Here is an 18307-nt window from a genome sequence, read left to right as displayed (position 1 = left end):
TCTGTGAAAAAGCGCCTGTGAAAACCAGTGTAAACGATACCACTATTTTATCCCATGTCACACTTTTCGCGTCTCTGATATGCTATGGTTAATTCATACCATAAGCCTAATGGAGCGAAATATGCGAGTTTTGGTAACAGGTGGTAGCGGTTACATAGGAAGTCATACCTGCGTACAACTTCTGCAAAGCGGCCACGATGTCGTCATTCTTGATAACCTGTGCAACAGTAAGCGCAGCGTGCTGCCGGTCATTGAACGCCTTTCGGGTAAACAGCCGACTTTCGTGGAAGGCGATATCCGCAATGAAGCATTGATGACCGAAATCCTTCACGATCACGCGATTGAAACCGTTATCCACTTCGCGGGCCTGAAAGCGGTTGGCGAATCGGTAGCAAAACCGCTTGAGTACTACGACAACAACGTCAACGGTACCCTGCGTCTGATCTCCGCCATGCGTGCGGCAAACGTGAAAAACTTTATCTTCAGCTCTTCCGCGACCGTCTACGGCGATCAGCCAAAAATTCCTTACGTTGAAAGCTTCCCGACCGGTACGCCGCAAAGCCCGTATGGCAAAAGCAAGCTGATGGTAGAGCAGATCCTGACCGACCTGCAAAAAGCCCAGCCTGAGTGGAGCATCGCGCTGCTGCGCTACTTCAACCCGGTTGGCGCGCATCCGTCAGGCGACATGGGTGAAGATCCGCAGGGCATTCCAAATAACCTGATGCCGTATATCGCGCAGGTTGCCGTAGGGCGTCGCGACTCCCTGGCGATTTTTGGTAACGATTATCCCACCGAAGACGGCACCGGCGTGCGCGATTACATTCACGTGATGGATCTGGCCGACGGCCACGTGGCGGCGATGCAGCAGCTGGCGGATAAACCGGGCGTGCATATTTACAACCTCGGCGCCGGCGTCGGCAGCAGCGTGCTGGATGTGGTGAATGCCTTCAGTAAAGCCTGCGGCAAGCCAGTGAAGTATCACTTCGCGCCGCGTCGTGATGGCGACCTCCCGGCTTACTGGGCCGATGCCACCAAAGCGGATAAAGAGCTTAACTGGCGTGTTACCCGCACGCTTGATGAAATGGCACAGGATACCTGGCACTGGCAGTCACGCCATCCGCAGGGTTATCCGGATTAAGGATTTGTCATGACACAATTCAATCCCGTTGATCACCCGCATCGTCGTTTTAACCCGCTCAGCGGGCAATGGATTTTAGTTTCACCGCATCGCGCCAAGCGCCCCTGGCAGGGGGCGCAAGAGACGCCTGCAAAACAGTCGCTGCCACAGCACGATCCGGACTGCTTCCTCTGTCCGGGCAACACGCGCGTGACGGGCGATACAAACCCGACCTACAAGGGCACCTTCGTTTTCACTAACGATTTTGCGGCGCTGATGACCGATACGCCGGACGCGCCGGAAAGCCATGACCCGCTGATGCGCTGCGAAAGCGCCCGCGGCACCAGCCGCGTGATCTGCTTCTCTCCCGATCACAGCAAAACGCTGCCGGAGCTGAGCGTTGAGGCGCTGAAAGAGGTGGTCAGCACCTGGCAGGCGCAAACGGCGGAGCTGGGCCAGACCTATCCGTGGGTGCAGGTATTTGAAAATAAAGGCGCGGCGATGGGCTGCTCTAACCCGCACCCGCACGGTCAGATCTGGGCGAACAGCTTCCTGCCGAACGAAGCCGAACGTGAAGACCGGCTGCAAAAAGCCTATTTCGCCCAGAACGGTTCGCCGATGCTGGTGGATTACACCCAGCGTGAACTGGCGGACGGCAGCCGCACTGTGGTGGAAACCGAGCACTGGCTTGCGGTAGTCCCTTACTGGGCGGCGTGGCCGTTTGAAACGCTGCTGCTGCCAAAGGCCCATGTTCAGCGTATTACGGACCTCAGCGACGCCCAGCGAGACGACCTTGCCCTGGCGCTGAAAAAACTGACCAGCCGCTACGACAACCTGTTCCAGTGTTCCTTCCCCTACTCCATGGGCTGGCACGGTGCGCCGTTTAACGGCGAAGAGAATCAACACTGGCAGTTACATGCACACTTCTATCCGCCGCTGCTGCGTTCTGCGACGGTACGTAAATTCATGGTGGGCTATGAAATGCTGGCGGAAACCCAGCGCGACCTGACGGCGGAACAGGCGGCAGAACGCCTGCGTGCCGTTAGCGACGTCCATTACCGCGAATCAGGAGTTTAAAAATGAGTCTGAAAGATAAAACACAATCCCTGTTTGCTGAAAAATTTGGCTACCCTGCCACCCATATTATCCAGGCGCCAGGCCGCGTTAATCTGATCGGCGAGCACACCGACTATAACGACGGTTTTGTCCTGCCGTGTGCCATCGACTACCAGACGGTGATCGCCTGCGCGAAACGTTCAGATCGTAACGTGCGAGTGATCGCCGCGGATTACGGCAACGAAATTGACGAATTTTCCCTTGATGCACCGATCGTGACCCACGACAGCCAGCAGTGGTCGAACTATGTTCGCGGCGTGGTGAAGCATCTTCTGAAGCGTAACAAGAATTTCGGCGGGGCCGATCTGGTGATCAGCGGCAACGTGCCGCAAGGCGCGGGATTAAGCTCTTCCGCATCGCTGGAAGTGGCGGTCGGCACCGTGTTCCAGCAGCTTTATCATCTGCCGCTGGACGGGGCGCAGATCGCCCTCAACGGTCAGGAAGCGGAAAACCAGTTCGTGGGCTGCAACTGCGGCATTATGGATCAGCTGATTTCCGCGCTGGGCAAGAAAGAACATGCTTTGCTGATTGACTGCCGCTCCCTCGGGACCAAAGCGGTTCCACTGCCAAAAGGTGCGGCTGTGGTGATCATCAACAGCAACTTCAAACGCACACTGGTGGGGAGCGAGTACAACACCCGCCGCGAGCAGTGTGAAACCGGCGCGCGCTTCTTCCAGCAGCCAGCCCTGCGTGATGTCTCACTTGACGAATTTAACAAGGTTGCCCACGAACTGGATCCGGTTGTCACGAAGCGCGTGCGTCACGTGCTGACGGAAAATGCCCGTACCGTAGAAGCCGCCTCCGCGCTGGCGAAAGGTGACCTGAAACGGATGGGCGAGCTGATGGCCGAATCGCATGCCTCCATGCGCGACGATTTCGAAATCACCGTGCCACAAATCGACACCCTGGTTGAAATTGTGAAAGCCACGATTGGCGACAAAGGCGGCGTGCGTATGACCGGGGGTGGATTTGGCGGCTGTGTCGTCGCCCTGGTGCCGGAAGAGCTGGTCCCTGCCATTCAGGACGCGGTGGCTAAACAGTACGAAGCCAAAACGGGCATCAAAGAAACTTTCTATGTCTGCAAAGCATCACAAGGAGCCGGACAGTGCTAAACGAAACACCTACTCTCGCACCGGATGGTCTGCCGTATCGCCTGTTGACCCTGCGCAACAGCGCCGGGATGGTGGTTACGCTGATGGACTGGGGCGCAACGTTACTTTCTGCCCGCGTACCAATGCCTGACGGCAGCGTGCGCGAAACCCTGCTCGGCTGCGCATCGCCCGAGCAATATATCGAGCAGACCGCTTTTCTGGGCGCATCCATAGGCCGCTACGCCAACCGCATCGCCAGAAGCCGGTTTACGCTGGACGGCGTAACCTATTCCCTGCTTGCCAGCCAGGGTGAAAATCAGCTGCACGGCGGCCCGGAAGGGTTTGATAAACGTCGCTGGAAGATTGTGCAGCAAAATGACCGTGAGGTCTGGTTTTCTCTGGACTCCCTCGACGGAGACCAGGGCTTCCCGGGCAATCTCACCGCAACCGCACGCTTTACCCTGACCGAAGATAATCGTATCGCCATTGAGTACCGCGCGACCGTCGACAAGCCGTGTCCGGTCAACCTGACTAACCACGCCTATTTCAACCTTGACGGCAATCAGACCGATGTCCGCAGCCACAAACTCCAGATCCTGGCGGACGCGTATCTGCCGGTCGATGAGATGGGGATCCCTTATCAGGGGCTGAAACCGGTAAGCGGTAATAGCTTTGATTTCCGTCAGCCGAAAACCATCGCCCAGGATTTCCTGAGTGATGACGATCAGCGCAAGGTGAAAGGCTACGACCACGCTTTCCTGTTGCAGGCGAAAGGCGATCTTTCTCAACCTGCCGCACAGGTCTGGTCTGCGGATGAGAAGTTACAGATGACGGTCTACACCACCGCCCCTGCCCTGCAGTTCTACTCCGGTAACTACCTGGAGGGGACCACGGCGCGTGAACATAACGACTACGCCGCCTGGCAAGGTCTGGCGCTGGAGAGCGAGTTCCTGCCGGACAGTCCTAACCATCCTGAATGGCCGCAGCCGGACTGCGTGCTGCGTCCGGGTGAAGAGTACGTAAGCGTCACAGAGTATCATTTCATTCCGCGCGCATAATGTCCGGCGGCGCTACGCGTGCACGGGCCTACGAATGTAGGCCGGATAAGCGAAGCGCCATCCGGCAAAAAGCCTGGCCCTCACCGCGAGGGCTTTTTTCCGCTCAGCTTGCTGAAAATAGCGGCGATCGCAGACAAAATCATAACCCTGGATTCACATGCATCTTACACTCTCGAACTATTTTCGCTATGGTTAGGGTTAAGCGTTGCTGCTGGCACAGTCACGGCAATATAATGAGAATTGTTATCATTCAAAATGCTTGAGGAGTAAGAAATGGCTAATACTAAGCTTGTCCTGGTGCGCCACGGCGAAAGCCAGTGGAACAACGAAAACCGCTTCACCGGTTGGTATGACGTTGATCTGTCCGAGAAAGGCGTGAGCGAAGCAAAAGCGGCAGGTAAGCTGCTGAAAGAAGAAGGCTTCACCTTTGACTTTGCTTACACCTCTGTGCTGAAACGTGCCATCCATACCCTGTGGAACATTCTGGACGAGCTGGATCAGGCCTGGCTGCCGGTTGAGAAATCCTGGAAACTGAACGAGCGTCACTACGGTGCGCTGCAAGGTCTGAACAAAGCGGAAACCGCAGAAAAATACGGTGACGAGCAGGTTAAGCAGTGGCGTCGTGGTTTTGCGGTCACGCCTCCAGAGCTGAGCAAAGATGACGAGCGCTACCCGGGCCACGATCCGCGTTACGCGAAGCTGACTGAGGCTGAACTGCCGCAGACCGAAAGCCTGGCGCTGACCATCGACCGTGTTGTGCCTTACTGGAATGAAACCATTCTGCCACGCCTGAAAAGCGGCGAGCGCGTCATTATCGCTGCTCACGGTAACTCCCTGCGTGCGCTGGTGAAATACCTGGACAACATGGGTGAAGATGAAATTCTCGAGCTGAACATCCCTACCGGCGTGCCGCTGGTGTACGAGTTCGACGAAAACTTCAAGCCAGTTAAACATTACTACCTGGGTAACGCCGACGAAATCGCTGCAAAAGCGGCGGCCGTGGCGAACCAGGGTAAAGCGAAGTAATTTCGCCGGACATAAAAAAAGCGTGGAGCAATCCACGCTTTTTTATTGCCCGCGATAAACTTAACCGCGACGCGCTTTTACCGCATCCGCCAGCTGACGCAGGATCGCATCGGTATCATCCCAGCCAATGCAGGCATCCGTCACGCTCTTACCGTAGACCAGCGGCTCGCTGCCCTCCAGGTTCTGATTGCCTTCCACCAGATGGCTCTCAATCATCACCCCAATCACTGCGCGTTCACCGTTGGCGATTTGCTGACAAACGTCTGCACCAACTTCCATCTGCTTTTTGAACTGTTTGCTTGAGTTCGCATGGCTGAAATCGATCATGATCTGCGGCGCCAGTCCCGCTTTCTCCAGACCCGCCTTCACTTCCGCCACGTGTTTTGCGCTGTAGTTAGGCTCTTTACCGCCGCGCAGAATGATATGGCAATCGCCATTACCGCTGGTATTCACGATAGCCGAGTGGCCCCACTTAGTCACCGACAGGAAGCAGTGCGGCGCGCCAGCCGCATTGATGGCATCAATAGCGACTTTGATGGTGCCATCAGTGCCGTTTTTGAAACCCACCGGGCATGACAGGCCAGACGCCAGCTCACGGTGAACCTGCGATTCAGTCGTACGCGCACCAATAGCGCCCCAGCTCATCAGGTCAGCCAGATACTGCGGGGTGATCATATCGAGGAATTCTCCGGCAGCAGGCAGCCCGCTGTCGTTAATCTCCAGCAGCAGCTTACGCGCAATACGCAGGCCGTCGTTGATCTGGAAACTGTTGTCCATGTGCGGATCGTTGATCAACCCTTTCCAGCCCACGGTGGTACGCGGTTTTTCGAAATAAACGCGCATCACAATTTCCAGTTCGCCCTTCAGCTCTTCGCGCAGGGTGAGCAGACGTGACGCGTACTCTTTGGCCGCAGCAGGATCGTGAATGGAGCACGGTCCGATGACCACCAGAAGACGATCGTCGCTACCTTTCAGGATCTTGTGGATCGCCTTGCGGGCATGAGACACCGTGTTGGCGGCATTTTCGGTGGCGGGGAATTTTTCAAGGAGCGCTACGGGAGGTAATAACTCATTGATCTCTTTAATGCGTAAATCGTCGTTCTGATAATTCATCTTCTTTCCGGCTCTGCCATATCTTTAGTAATGAAAGCAATGCTTTCAATCTAACTTGTCGGTCACGAAGTGTAAACGGGCTTTTACACTTCGCGCAGATAATTCCTGGAATTCGCCTAAAATACGCAACAAAATAGCGAAAAATGAGATCTCGCCTAAGCTTTTTACTTGTAACGACTGTTTTTAAATATTTATACGCGATTCCATCCTGACATAATTCAGGAATCTGGGATCTTTCGCCACTGAACAAGATGCACTGTTGGAGAATGTTATCCAGCGTAACGATAAGAACAGGAGCACCATGATGAAAATGACGAAACTGACTACGCTTTTCCTGACGGCAACCCTTACCCTGGCAAGCGGTAGCGTACTGGCAGCCGATACAGGCTCCTCCGGCAGCAACGGCGACGCGAATGCCGCTGCCGAAGCGGGCCAGGTTGCGCCGGATGCAAAACAGAATATCGCGCCAAATAATGTTGATAACAGTAATATCAACACGGGCAATACCAACACCGGCGGTACGAATACCGGCACGATGAACCATGACGGTATGAGCACTGACGAAGTTCACAAAAACTCAATGTGTAAAGACGGGAAATGCCCGGACCCGAATGACAAAGTGGGCAGCGATGCCAATACCAAAACGGACGGTACTACCCAGTAATCTTCCGTAAGGTAAAAGAGGGAGAGCGAATGCTCTCCTTTTTTATTTAAGCTCTTAAAAACGCTACACTAAAAATAATAATAAATCAGGAACGATACCATGGCGCACTCCCACTCCCATTCCCACTCCACTGGCGATGAAAATGCCAAACGGCTTCTGCTGGCTTTTGGCGTCACTGCCACCTTTATGATTATTGAGGTGACAGGCGGACTGATCTCCGGATCGCTGGCGCTGCTGGCCGATGCCGGGCATATGCTGACCGACGCTGCCGCGCTCCTGTTTGCTCTGCTGGCCGTGCAGTTTGCCCGTCGCCCTCCCAATGCCCGCCACACCTTTGGCTGGCTCAGACTGACCACACTTGCTGCGTTCGTGAATGCGATTGCACTGGTGGTTATTACCATTCTTATCGTCTGGGAGGCGTTTCAGCGCTTTCGTCATCCACAACCGGTAGCCGGAACGACGATGATGGTGATTGCTATTGCCGGGTTGGTCGCCAATATTCTGGCATTCTGGATATTGCACCGCGGCAGCAGCGAAAAAAATCTGAACGTACGGGCCGCGGCGCTTCACGTGCTGGGCGATCTGCTGGGTTCCGTAGGTGCCATCGTCGCCGCGCTGATCATTATGGGTACGGGCTGGACCCCCATCGACCCGATTCTTTCCGTGCTGGTATCGTGCCTTGTATTACGCAGTGCCTGGCGGCTGTTGAAAGAGAGCGTGAATGAACTGCTGGAAGGCGCTCCCACGTCGCTGGATATTGGCGAGCTAAAACGCAATCTGTGTCGTTCCATTCCTGAAGTCCGTAACGTTCACCACGTTCACGTCTGGCTGGTGGGTGAGAAACCGCTTATGACGCTGCACGTTCAGGTTATTCCGCCCCACGATCACGATGCGTTGCTTGAACGTATTCGGCACTTCCTTGAGCATCACTACGAAATTGCGCACTCCACCATCCAGATGGAGTATCAGCCCTGTAACGGGCCAGACTGTCACCTGAACGAGGCGCAGTCCGGCCACTCACACGAGCATCACCATTAGCGGGAAAGCGCGCGAGAGCCACGCTCACGCGCGCTGTTGATCCACATGCGGCTACCGTTCAGGGCAATGACGGTCAGCAGCATATACTCCAGCGACATGGCATAAACGCCCTGACGGGCAAAAATCACCACGCTAATCACGTTGATGACCACCCACAGCAGCCAGTTTTCAACGTATTTACGGGTCATCAGGATCATTGCGGCAATCGACAGCACCATCATGCAGGAATCCCAGAACGGGAAGGCATCAGGCTGAAGCTCAGGCATCGTCACGTTTAATCCCAGACCCGACATGACCGAGACCGCCACGCGCGTCAGGAAGGCAAATACCGGGTCAATAAAGACGGTCATAAAGCCGATTGCCACCACGCAGGCCGCGAGCCAGGCAATGGCTTTTGGCAACGGCAGCCAGCGGATTTGCAGCTCCGCCTCCTGCTGACTGTTTTGCCGCGACCAGGCGTACCAGCCATAGATATTGGCCGCGAAGAAGAACAGCTGCAGAAGCAGGCTGGCGTAGAGCTGGATCTGGAAGAAGATGATCGCAAACAGCGTGACGTTTATCAGCCCGAACGCATAGTTACTGATCTTCTCAAGGCTGGCCAGCCAGATACAGAGTAAACCGGCCAGCGTACCTACCGCTTCAATCCACGACAGGTCATAGCCGCCCGCACCAATCGGGATATGAACCAGGATGTTCTGTGTGCTAAAAAAATCCATTTTTTCTCCGGGGCGTAATAAGTTAAGTACGTAGTGTAGCCGCAAAATCCAGCATACGGTTAAGCGGAATTAACGCGCCTTCGCGCAGGGCGGCGTCCACGTGGATCTCATGCGCTGCGCCACCGATCTCCAGCCCCTCCGCTATCGCCTTAAGTCCATTCATCGCCATCCACGGGCAGTGCGCGCAGCTTCGACAGGTCGCCCCTTCTCCGGCGGTTGGCGCTTCGAGCAGCTCTTTTTCTGGTACGGCCTGCTGCATTTTATAGAAGATACCGCGATCGGTCGCCACGATGAGCTGCTTGTGCGGCAGGGTTTTTGCCGCGTTTATCAACTGGCTGGTTGAGCCGACGGCGTCCGCCATCTCAACAATCGACTGCGGCGACTCCGGATGCACCAGAATTGCGGCCTGCGGGTATAAGCGTTTCATCCTGGTCAGTGCCTGGGTCTTAAACTCGTCGTGAACGATACAGGCGCCCTGCCAGCACAGAACATCCGCACCGGTCTGTTTTTGTACGTAGTTTCCCAGGTGACGATCGGGCGCCCAGATGATTTTCTCCCCCAGGCTGTCCAGATGTTCAATCAGCTCAACGGCAATACTGGACGTTACTACCCAGTCTGCCCGGGCTTTCACCGCCGCAGACGTATTGGCATAGACCACCACGGTACGGTCAGGGTGGGCATCACAGAAGGCGGTGAACTCATCAATCGGGCAACCGAGGTCAAGAGAACATTCGGCATTCAGCGTAGGCATCAGAATCGTTTTTTCCGGGCTGAGGATTTTTGCCGTTTCACCCATAAAACGAACCCCCGCGACCAGCAGCGTGGAGGCTGAATGCTTAGCACCGAAACGCGCCATCTCCAGGGAGTCTGAGATACAGCCGCCCGTCTCTTCCGCCAGCTGCTGAATTTCCGGGTCGGTGTAGTAATGCGCCACCATCACCGCATCACGCTCTTTAAGGAGGCGCTTGATTTTTTCACGATAGAACTGCTTCTCATCCCGGCTTAGCGGAGCTGGCTTCGGCGGGAAGGGATAGATTGCGGTTTCGGGATCAAACATCACACTCATTATGGCTTCTCGTTTTACTGGCTTAACAATATTGCCTTTGTTTTGCATGAGATAACAAAAATGAGGCAATGGTGTTTTGTATACTAAACAAGATAGCGAATTTGAGGGGGAATGTCATCGGGAATTGATGCCGGTAGCATCTGTCGGGTGGCGGCTTCGCCTTACCCGACTTACAAGGCACTGGCGAACGACAGATAGCAAAAAGGCGCCTTTAGGGCGCCTTTCAACACTGGTGGGTCGTGCAGGATGACTCGGCTTCGCCTCGCCCTTCGGGCCGTTGCTAAAGCAACGTTATCCTTCACGTGTAGTATCTGAGTAAGACATTAAAATTGGTGGGTCGTGCAGGATTCGAACCTGCGACCAATTGATTAAAAGTCAACTGCTCTACCAACTGAGCTAACGACCCCTTGCGGGATGTACTTCAAATCTATTCAGGCTGGTGGGTCGTGCAGGATTCGAACCTGCGACCAATTGATTAAAAGTCAACTGCTCTACCAACTGAGCTAACGACCCATTCGGGTGTTGCCTGAATTATCACTCGGAACCAATAAAATTGGTGGGTCGTGCAGGATTCGAACCTGCGACCAATTGATTAAAAGTCAACTGCTCTACCAACTGAGCTAACGACCCGAGTGGTGGGTGATGACGGGCTCGAACCGCCGACCCCCTCCGTGTAAAGGAGATGCTCTACCAACTGAGCTAATCACCCACTCTGTACTGCCGGAACTGCTTTAAGTGGTGGGTCGTGCAGGATTCGAACCTGCGACCAATTGATTAAAAGTCAACTGCTCTACCAACTGAGCTAACGACCCACTTTTGCGCTGCTTTCACGTTGTTTGATATCCCGTGGCAACGGCGGCATATATTACTGATTTAAGAATTCTGCGCAACAAAAATTTCGATGAAGATCACTTAACTGCTTAGGAATCATGCTGCACGACCAGAAATGACGCGATTTCTGGTCATGCGATAATCAACCCATCGAACTTAAACGTTTTTGCGCTTGTTTGGCGCCGTCTGTACCCGGGAATTTTGCAACCACCTGCTGATAAACCGCTTTGGCTTTTGCAGTGTCGCCTTTGTCCTGCATGATCACGCCGACTTTATACATCGCATCAGGCGCTTTCGGTGATTTCGGGTAATTTTTCACCACAGAGGCAAAATAAAACGCCGCATCATCCTTTTTACCCTTGTTGTAATTCAACTGACCCAGCCAGTAGTTCGCATTTGGCTGGTAAGTGGAATCAGGGTACTTCTTAACGAAGTTCTGAAACGCAACGATAGCATCGTCCTGGCGCGATTTATCCTGCACCAGGGCAATGGCCGCGTTATAGTCCGTATTCGCGTCACCGCTCTGTACAGGCGCACCTGACGACGCGGAGGCATCTGCCGCAGGTGCAGGCGTCGCCGTACCGCTTTGATCGCCTGCTGCTGGCTGTGCTGTTGCTCCGCCGCTGTTCAGGCTATCCATCTGCAACAAAATTTGCTTCTGGCGCTCCACAACCTGATTAAGCTGATACTGGCTCTCCTGAATCTGACCACGAAGGGAATCAATATCATTCTGGTTATCGGAAAGCTGCTGCTGGAGTTGAGTTAAAAGTTGGCTGTGAGCGTTAGAAATACGCTCGAGTTGAGTAACCCGGTCTTCTACCGAGCCTGAGCCGACACTACTGATTGGTGCCTGAGCAAAAGCGGCCCAGGGGGCCGCTATTCCAACCAGTAACGACAGACTCATCAGATGATGTCTGAAGTTACTGCTCATGCAATTCTCTTAGTAAACGAGTACGGCACGACGGTTTTTGGAGTAAGCCGCTTCGTCGTGACCCAGTACTGCTGGTTTTTCTTTACCGTAAGAAACGATGGAGATCTGGTCAGCAGAAACGCCTTTACCCTGCAAATACATTTTAACAGCGTTTGCACGACGTTCACCCAGGGAGATGTTGTACTCCGGAGTACCACGTTCGTCCGCGTGACCTTCTACGGTGACTTTGTAAGACGGGTTGCTACGCAGGAAGTTTGCGTGCGCATCCAGCATCGCAGCGAAGTCAGAACGGATGTCGTATTTATCCAGATCGAAGTAAACGATGTTGTTCTGCTGTAACTGCTGCATCTGAAGACGCGCTTGCTCTTCAGAAGACATATTGCCATTGCCGTTAGCGTCCATACCGGTGCCGGCACCCATCATGCCTTCGCCGCTCTGGTCATTGCTTGCGTTCTTGTTAGAAGAACACGCTGCGATTGCCATAACAGGCAGAGCGATCATCAGCCCCTTCAGCACTTTGTTCAGTTGCATTTCTAAGATTCCTTTAGTAATCAATTAATTATTATTACAGATACGGCGACCAGGCAGGTGATTTTACCTGTCCATCAGTTGCCGGAAGACGCGCTTTGAAACGCCCATCTGTAGAAACCAGATTCAGCACGGATCCCATCCCCTGAGAAGAGCTGTAGATTACCATAGTGCCGTTAGGTGCCAGACTTGGCGTTTCATCCAGGAACGTTGACGACAGTATTTGTACGCCTCCCGTTACCAGATCTTGTTTGGCAATGTGCTGCTGACCACCCGCAGTGCTAACCATTACCATTGTTTTACCATCGGCACTGACGTCAGCATCCTGGTTCTGAGAACCTTCCCAGGTAATACGCTGCGCTGCTCCGCCGTTGATATTCATTTTATAGACTTGTGGACGACCCGCCTGGTCAGACGTAAAGGCCAGATTCTGGCTGTCCGGGAACCAGGTTGGTTCAGTATTGTTGCTACGGCCGTCCGTAATCTGGCGGATCTGACCAGATCCAATATCCATCACATACAGGTTCAGGCTACCGGTTTTAGACAGGGCAAAGGCCAGCTTAGTCCCATCCGGAGAGAACGCAGGTGCACCGTTGTGGCGCGGGAATGAAGCAACCTGGCGCACGGCACCGTTAGACAGCGTCTGAATAACCAGCGCGGAACGGCCGCTCTCGAAGGTCACGTACGCCAGCTTAGAGCCGTCAGGAGACCATGCCGGAGACATCAGCGGCTGTGGAGAACGGTGAACGGTGAACTGGTTGTAGCCATCGTAGTCAGAGACGCGCAGCTCATACGGGAACTGTCCGCCGTTGGTCTGAACCACGTACGCGATACGGGTACGGAACGCACCTTTAATACCGGTCAGCTTCTCGAACACTTCGTCACTCGCCGTATGGCCAGCGTAGCGCAGCCACTGCTTGTTCACTTTATACGTGTTCTGAGCCAGAACGGTACCCGGCGCACCGCCGGTATCAACCAGCTGATACGCAACGTTATAGCCGCCGTCTGGTGCAGGCGTAACCTGACCGACAACTACCGCATCAATACCCAGCGCAGACCATGCAGCAGGCTGAACGTCCTGCGCAGTACCCGGCTGCTGAGGCAGGCGGGAACGATCTAATGGGTTAAATTTACCGCTGTTACGCAGGTCAGCTGCAACAATGCCGCCAATATCTTCAGGCGCAGCGCCCGGGCCTGCCCACTGGAACGGAACGACACCAATCGGACGCGCCGAGTCCACCCCCTGGGTGATCTCGATACGTACTTCTGCGTGCAGTACAGCTGCCCACAGCATTAAAAAACTAACTGCTACACGTAATGCCTGCTTCATCATATCTCCCTTATCTGGGTAACCTTACCCACGATAATTTAGCAGAATGTTAACAAACCCAAATAGACAAAACTACTTATCCTGTTTACGACCATAGACTGTTTTTCATACTTCCGTTAGAAGAGTTGATTACAGCTTAAAGTCCAGTTTGGCATCTTTTATCCTTTCATAAACAGCCTCGCTAGGCGGTTTAGGAATGTTCGCCGATCTGGCTGCGGCCAACGCTGCCTGACAGAGCGCAGGATCGCCCCCTTCAGACGTCACGCTTTTCAACCTGCCGTCTGGCGCAAGATTGATGTGCAGTACGCATTGCTTGCCCTGATACAGGCCTGCATCAAAGAGTCGGCTCTGAATCGCAACCTGGATCTGTTTGGCATAAGCACTGATATCTGCACCTGTTGCCCCACCGTTGGCTCCGGAGGTACCGCTGTCTTTTGACGGCTGTCCATTTCCTTTCGCCCCACCGCCCGTTTTCGGTGCATTCTTACCGGAACTCAGGTCGCCCAGCAGATCGTCAACTCCTGCGGCTGCGGCAGCTTTCTCAGCGGCAGCGGCCTTTTTAGCAGCGGCTTTTTCGGCTGCTGCTTTCTTATCGGCAGCGGCTTTCTCAGCTGCAGCTTTTTTATCAGCAGCGGCTTTCTCAGCTGCAGCTTTTTTATCAGCAGCGGCTTTTTCCGCAGCGGCGGCTTTTTCTGCCGCAGCTTTCTCAGCGGCAGCCGCTTTCTTCGCCGCTTCGGCGGCCGCTTTTTTCTCTGCTTCCTGGGCGGCTTTCTTCGCGGCTTCTGCTTCGGCTTTCTTCTGTGCGTCAGCAGCGGCTTTTTTCGCGGCTTCGGCTTCCGCTTTCTTCTTCGCATCAGCAGCGGCTTTCTTCGCGGCTTCTGCTTCGGCCTTCTTCTGCGCGTCAGCAGCGGCTTTTTTCGCTGCTTCTGCGGCTACTTTCGCCTGAGCATCTGCCTGCGCCTTAGCGTCTGCTGCGGCTTTGGCTGCCGCCTCTTCCGCTTGCTTCTGCTGTTCCTGAGCTTTCTTCGCAGCGGCTTCAGCCTGTTTCTGCTGCTCCGCCTGCTCTTTCGCCGCTTCCTGTGCCTGCAAACGCTCTTTCTCAAGCTGCTTCAGACGCTCCTGCTCGGCGGCCTGCTTTTCACGTAGCTCTTCCGCCTGCTGTTGCGCCTGTTTTTCACGCTGTTCTTCCGCACGTTTTGCACTCGCCTGCTGCTGTTGCTGGCGATTATAGTTCTGCACTACCGCACCGGGATCCACCATGACGGCGTCGATGGACGAGCCCCCACCGCCGCCTGATGCATCAAGGTGCTCATCGAACGAACTCCAGATCAGCGCTGCAAAAAGAATCACGTGCAGCACTGCGGAGACGATTATCGCTCGCTTAAGCTTGTCGTTCTGTTCGGTTGCCTTTGACACTATCGGTTCCCAAAAACTACGCAGATGATCAAATAGGCTGAGTCATTAAGCCAACTGACTTAACGCCCGCGCTATGTAGCAAGTTCAGCGCTTTGATAATTTCATCATATGGTACGTCTTTCGCACCACCGATTAAGAAGACCGTCTTCGGATTTGACTCCAGGCGTCGTTGCGCTTCAGCAATAACCTGCTCGGGCGGAAGCTGATCCATACGATCTTTCTCTACCACCACGCTGTACTGCCCTACGCCGGAAACCTCAATGATGACCGGAGGATCGTCATTGGTGCTTACCGCCTGTGATTCTGTCGCATCCGGCAGATCCACTTCCACGCTCTGGGTGATGATGGGCGCTGTCGCCATAAAGATCAGCAGCAGCACCAGCAGCACGTCCAGTAACGGAACGATATTGATTTCGGACTTGAGCTCGCGACGACCTCGTCCACGCGATCTGGCCATGGTTTACCCCTTGTTGCTCTCGGTGCTGGTAAACGCCTGACGATGCAGAATCGCGGTGAACTCTTCCATAAAGTTGTCGTAGTTCAGTTCCAGTTTATTCACGCGCTGGTTCAAACGGTTGTACGCCATTACCGCCGGAATTGCCGCGAACAGACCGATTGCGGTCGCGATCAGTGCTTCTGCGATACCCGGTGCCACCATCTGCAAGGTTGCCTGCTTCACCGCCCCCAGGGCGATAAAGGCGTGCATGATCCCCCACACCGTACCAAACAGGCCGATATACGGGCTGATGGAGCCAACGGTTCCGAGGAAAGGAATATGCGTTTCAAGATTTTCCAGTTCGCGATTCATGGAGATGCGCATCGCACGCGACGCACCTTCTACCACGGCTTCCGGCGCATGGTTGTTAGCACGGTGTAAGCGAGCGAACTCTTTGAAACCACTATAAAAAATTTGTTCGGAGCCTGAAAGGTTATCACGGCGTCCCTGGCTTTCCTGATAGAGACGAGAAAGCTCTATACCCGACCAGAACTTATCTTCAAACGCTTCGGCTTCGCGGCCAGCGGCATTGAGGATACGCGTTCTCTGGATGATGATGGCCCAGGATGCGATTGAAAAACCAATCAAAATCAACATGATAAGTTTAACCAGAAGGCTTGCCTTCAGGAACAAATCAAGGATATTCATGTCAGTCACTGCTTAAACTCCGCGACAATAGACTTAGGAAGCGCACGAGGCTTCATTATGGTTGGATCAACACAGACAATCAGGACTTCAGCTGAGTTCAGTACCGTGTTCTCTGCATTGACTATCCGCTGCGTGAAAACCAGTGAAGTTCCGCGCATTGATGTAATTTCTGTTTGGACTTCGAGCATATCGTCGAGTCTGGCAGGCGCAAAATACTCAAGCGTCATCTTGCGTACCACGAAGGCAACTCGCTCAGCCAACAGCACCTGTTGACTAAAGTGATGATGGCGCAGCATCTCTGTGCGTGCCCGTTCATAAAAAGCAACGTAGCTGGCGTGGTAGACCACACCACCGGCATCGGTATCTTCGTAATAGACACGTACCGGCCATCGAAACAGCGTTGTATTCACTTTACATCCCGGTAATACAAGAAAAGTTGGAGCTTTCAAACTTCGCTACTATACGCGCGGGAATGATGGTTTGGAATGGGGGAAAGTAAACGGAGAGTAAATTTTTATGGGCTCGGGTAAGCCCATATCATTAACGGACATTTCTTATTCAGAAGAAGAAGAAAATCAAACCGGCGAGAAGAACCAGATCGGCAATCAGCGGGCAGAAGATGCCCTGCCAGTGAAGCGCTTTCGGACGAAAGCCGACACCGTGAATCACACCTGCACACACCGCCCACATAATCAAGAAGCCGTGCCAGATCTCAAGCTCGCTGGTTTTAGCCGCGAAGCGCGACGGGTCCCAGAAGATACAGCCCGCCAGCAGTAATGCCATAATGAGGGAAAGCGCCCGCAGGGGGCGCTTGTCCATTACCGCATATAACGTTGCGATAATATTCATTAGTGCTTATCTTCACCTGCTTTAGACGCTTCTACATGCTCAAGCGCCAGGGCAGTGATGACACCAAATGCACAGGCAAGAAGCGTCCCTAAAATCCATGCGAAATACCACATATTCAGCTCCTTACTTAATACATAGAGTGGGTGTTGCTTTCGATATGTTCTTTAGTGATGCGACCGAACATTTTCCAGTAACACCAGGCGGTGTAGAGCAGGATAATCGGCACGAACACGCAAGCAACGTACGTCATCAGGTTCAACGTCAACTGGCTGGACGTTGCATCCCACATGGTCAGGCTAGCATTCATCATGGTGCTGGATGGCATCACGAATGGGAACATAGCAATACCTGCCGTCAGGATAATGCACGCCAGCGTCAGGGAAGAGAACACGAACGCCATAGCGCCTTTCTCCAGACGAGACATTAACACTGTCAGCAGTGGCAGCAGCACACCCAGAGCAGGGATAGCCCACAGCGCAGGCATATTGTTGAAGTTCACCAGCCATGCGCCAGCCTGACGCGCCACCTCTTTGGTCAACGGGTTAGACGGTGCGGTATGGTTAATGGCGGAGGTCACCACGTAGCCATCAATACCGTACACGACCCACACGCCTGCCAGCGCGAAGCAGACCAGCGTCACCAGCGCCGCCACCTGAGCGGTCGCACGGGAACGCAGGTGCAGTTCACCCACGGTACGCATCTGGAGATAGGTTGCGCCCTGGGTGATGATCATCGCCACGCTCACCACGCCAGCCAGCAGACCAAACGGATTCAGCAGTTGGAAGAAGTTACCGGTGTAGAACAGACGCATATATTCGTCGACGTGGAACGGTACGCCCTGTAACAGGTTACCGAACGCCACACCAATGACCAGCGGTGGAACGAAGCTACCAATGAAGATGCCCCAGTCCCACATGTTACGCCAGCGGGTGTCTTCAATCTTGGAGCGGTAGTCAAAACCTACCGGACGGAAGAATAAAGAGGCCAGCACCAGAATCATCGCCACATAGAAGCCGGAGAACGCAGCCGCGTAAACCATCGGCCAGGCAGCGAACAGCGCGCCGCCTGCGGTGATCAGCCACACCTGGTTACCGTCCCAGTGCGGGGCGATGGAGTTGATCATGATTCGACGCTCGGTGTCATTACGACCGAGGAAACGGGTGAGCATGCCCACGCCCATATCGAAACCATCGGTGACCGCAAAACCAATCAGCAGAACGCCGATCAACAGCCACCAGATAAAACGCAATACTTCATAATCGATCATTTGATG

General features: G+C 54.1%; 20 protein-coding genes and 5 tRNA genes. 7 read left to right on the top strand and 18 right to left on the bottom strand.

Annotation, left to right across the window (positions count from 1 at the left end):
• Window positions 1–121: 121 nt before the first annotated feature.
• From galE to gpmA, 5 genes are all read left to right on the top strand, one after another.
• Window positions 122–1138, top strand: a complete 1017-nt coding sequence (gene galE / locus HWQ15_RS15030; RefSeq protein WP_023299622.1) for a UDP-glucose 4-epimerase GalE — start codon at window positions 122–124, stop codon at window positions 1136–1138.
• Window positions 1139–1147: 9 nt separating this feature from the next.
• Window positions 1148–2194, top strand: coding sequence for a galactose-1-phosphate uridylyltransferase (gene galT / locus HWQ15_RS15025; protein ID WP_063149460.1), 1047 nt, complete (start codon window positions 1148–1150; stop codon window positions 2192–2194).
• A 2-nt stretch (window positions 2195–2196) separates the two neighbouring features.
• Window positions 2197–3345 (top strand): galactokinase, encoded by a 1149-nt coding sequence (galK, locus tag HWQ15_RS15020; RefSeq protein ID WP_023305717.1) that lies wholly within the window; start codon window positions 2197–2199, stop codon window positions 3343–3345.
• A complete protein-coding gene (gene galM, locus HWQ15_RS15015) occupies window positions 3339–4382 on the top strand; it encodes a galactose-1-epimerase (RefSeq protein WP_058677412.1) in 1044 nt (347 codons plus the stop codon). The genes galK and galM overlap by 7 nt, the downstream gene beginning before the upstream one ends.
• 273 nt (window positions 4383–4655) lie before the next feature.
• Complete coding sequence (gpmA, locus tag HWQ15_RS15010) at window positions 4656–5408, top strand: 2,3-diphosphoglycerate-dependent phosphoglycerate mutase (RefSeq protein WP_003858562.1); 753 nt, start codon at window positions 4656–4658, stop codon at window positions 5406–5408.
• 60 nt (window positions 5409–5468) lie between these two features.
• On the opposite strand, the gene aroG is transcribed toward gpmA, so the two are convergent.
• A complete protein-coding gene (gene aroG, locus HWQ15_RS15005) occupies window positions 5469–6521 on the bottom strand; it encodes a 3-deoxy-7-phosphoheptulonate synthase AroG (protein WP_022647478.1) in 1053 nt (350 codons plus the stop codon).
• A gap of 304 nt (window positions 6522–6825) precedes the next feature.
• On the opposite strand from aroG, the gene HWQ15_RS15000 reads away from it, so the two are divergent.
• Both HWQ15_RS15000 and zitB read left to right on the top strand, forming a co-directional pair.
• On the top strand, window positions 6826–7185 hold the full coding sequence (locus HWQ15_RS15000) for a protein YbgS (RefSeq protein ID WP_022647477.1): 360 nt from the start codon (window positions 6826–6828) through the stop codon (window positions 7183–7185).
• A gap of 99 nt (window positions 7186–7284) precedes the next feature.
• Complete coding sequence (zitB, locus tag HWQ15_RS14995; RefSeq protein WP_022647476.1) at window positions 7285–8223, top strand: CDF family zinc transporter ZitB; 939 nt, start codon at window positions 7285–7287, stop codon at window positions 8221–8223.
• On the opposite strand, the gene pnuC is transcribed toward zitB, so the two are convergent.
• From pnuC to cydB, 17 genes are all read right to left on the bottom strand, one after another.
• Complete coding sequence (gene pnuC / locus HWQ15_RS14990) at window positions 8220–8939, bottom strand: nicotinamide riboside transporter PnuC (protein WP_022647475.1); 720 nt, start codon at window positions 8937–8939, stop codon at window positions 8220–8222. The two genes, zitB and pnuC, sit on opposite strands and share 4 nt — an antisense overlap.
• Window positions 8940–8961: 22 nt before the next feature.
• Window positions 8962–10005 (bottom strand): quinolinate synthase NadA, encoded by a 1044-nt coding sequence (nadA, locus tag HWQ15_RS14985; protein WP_032676358.1) that lies wholly within the window; start codon window positions 10003–10005, stop codon window positions 8962–8964.
• A gap of 330 nt (window positions 10006–10335) precedes the next feature.
• Window positions 10336–10411 (bottom strand) — tRNA-Lys (locus HWQ15_RS14980).
• Window positions 10412–10442: 31 nt separating this feature from the next.
• A tRNA-Lys gene (locus HWQ15_RS14975) sits at window positions 10443–10518 on the bottom strand.
• 41 nt (window positions 10519–10559) lie between these two features.
• Window positions 10560–10635: transfer RNA gene (locus HWQ15_RS14970), tRNA-Lys, on the bottom strand.
• A 3-nt stretch (window positions 10636–10638) separates the two neighbouring features.
• A tRNA-Val gene (locus tag HWQ15_RS14965) sits at window positions 10639–10714 on the bottom strand.
• Window positions 10715–10741: 27 nt separating this feature from the next.
• Window positions 10742–10817 (bottom strand) — tRNA-Lys (locus HWQ15_RS14960).
• A gap of 161 nt (window positions 10818–10978) precedes the next feature.
• Window positions 10979–11767, bottom strand: a complete 789-nt coding sequence (gene cpoB / locus HWQ15_RS14955) for a cell division protein CpoB (RefSeq protein ID WP_045621772.1) — start codon at window positions 11765–11767, stop codon at window positions 10979–10981.
• Between the two features lie 9 nt (window positions 11768–11776).
• Entirely contained in the window at window positions 11777–12298 is a 522-nt protein-coding gene (pal, locus tag HWQ15_RS14950) for a peptidoglycan-associated lipoprotein Pal (RefSeq protein WP_003858578.1), read from the bottom strand.
• 34 nt (window positions 12299–12332) lie between these two features.
• Window positions 12333–13625: a Tol-Pal system beta propeller repeat protein TolB gene (gene tolB / locus HWQ15_RS14945; RefSeq protein WP_045308832.1), complete on the bottom strand. Its 1293-nt coding sequence runs from the start codon at window positions 13623–13625 to the stop codon at window positions 12333–12335.
• 129 nt (window positions 13626–13754) lie between these two features.
• Window positions 13755–15041 (bottom strand): cell envelope integrity protein TolA, encoded by a 1287-nt coding sequence (tolA, locus tag HWQ15_RS14940; RefSeq protein ID WP_063149458.1) that lies wholly within the window; start codon window positions 15039–15041, stop codon window positions 13755–13757.
• Window positions 15042–15069: 28 nt separating this feature from the next.
• Window positions 15070–15498 (bottom strand): colicin uptake protein TolR, encoded by a 429-nt coding sequence (tolR, locus tag HWQ15_RS14935; RefSeq protein ID WP_003858589.1) that lies wholly within the window; start codon window positions 15496–15498, stop codon window positions 15070–15072.
• Window positions 15499–15501: 3 nt separating this feature from the next.
• Window positions 15502–16194, bottom strand: a complete 693-nt coding sequence (gene tolQ, locus HWQ15_RS14930; protein ID WP_022647470.1) for a Tol-Pal system protein TolQ — start codon at window positions 16192–16194, stop codon at window positions 15502–15504.
• Complete coding sequence (gene ybgC, locus HWQ15_RS14925; RefSeq protein WP_003858593.1) at window positions 16191–16595, bottom strand: tol-pal system-associated acyl-CoA thioesterase; 405 nt, start codon at window positions 16593–16595, stop codon at window positions 16191–16193. Before ybgC ends, tolQ begins: the two co-directional genes overlap by 4 nt.
• 148 nt (window positions 16596–16743) lie before the next feature.
• On the bottom strand, window positions 16744–17034 hold the full coding sequence (gene ybgE, locus HWQ15_RS14920) for a cyd operon protein YbgE (RefSeq protein WP_003858596.1): 291 nt from the start codon (window positions 17032–17034) through the stop codon (window positions 16744–16746).
• Complete coding sequence (gene cydX / locus HWQ15_RS14915) at window positions 17034–17147, bottom strand: cytochrome bd-I oxidase subunit CydX (protein WP_014169181.1); 114 nt, start codon at window positions 17145–17147, stop codon at window positions 17034–17036. Before cydX ends, ybgE begins: the two co-directional genes overlap by 1 nt.
• A 14-nt stretch (window positions 17148–17161) precedes the next feature.
• Window positions 17162–18301: a cytochrome d ubiquinol oxidase subunit II gene (cydB, locus tag HWQ15_RS14910; protein WP_022647469.1), complete on the bottom strand. Its 1140-nt coding sequence runs from the start codon at window positions 18299–18301 to the stop codon at window positions 17162–17164.
• Between the last annotated feature and the right edge of the window lie 6 nt (window positions 18302–18307).

The organism is Enterobacter sp. DSM 30060 (genome assembly GCF_013375955.1).
GTDB classification, from domain to species: domain Bacteria; phylum Pseudomonadota; class Gammaproteobacteria; order Enterobacterales; family Enterobacteriaceae; genus Enterobacter; species Enterobacter intestinihominis.
This window is presented reverse-complemented; position numbering and strand designations above follow the sequence as displayed.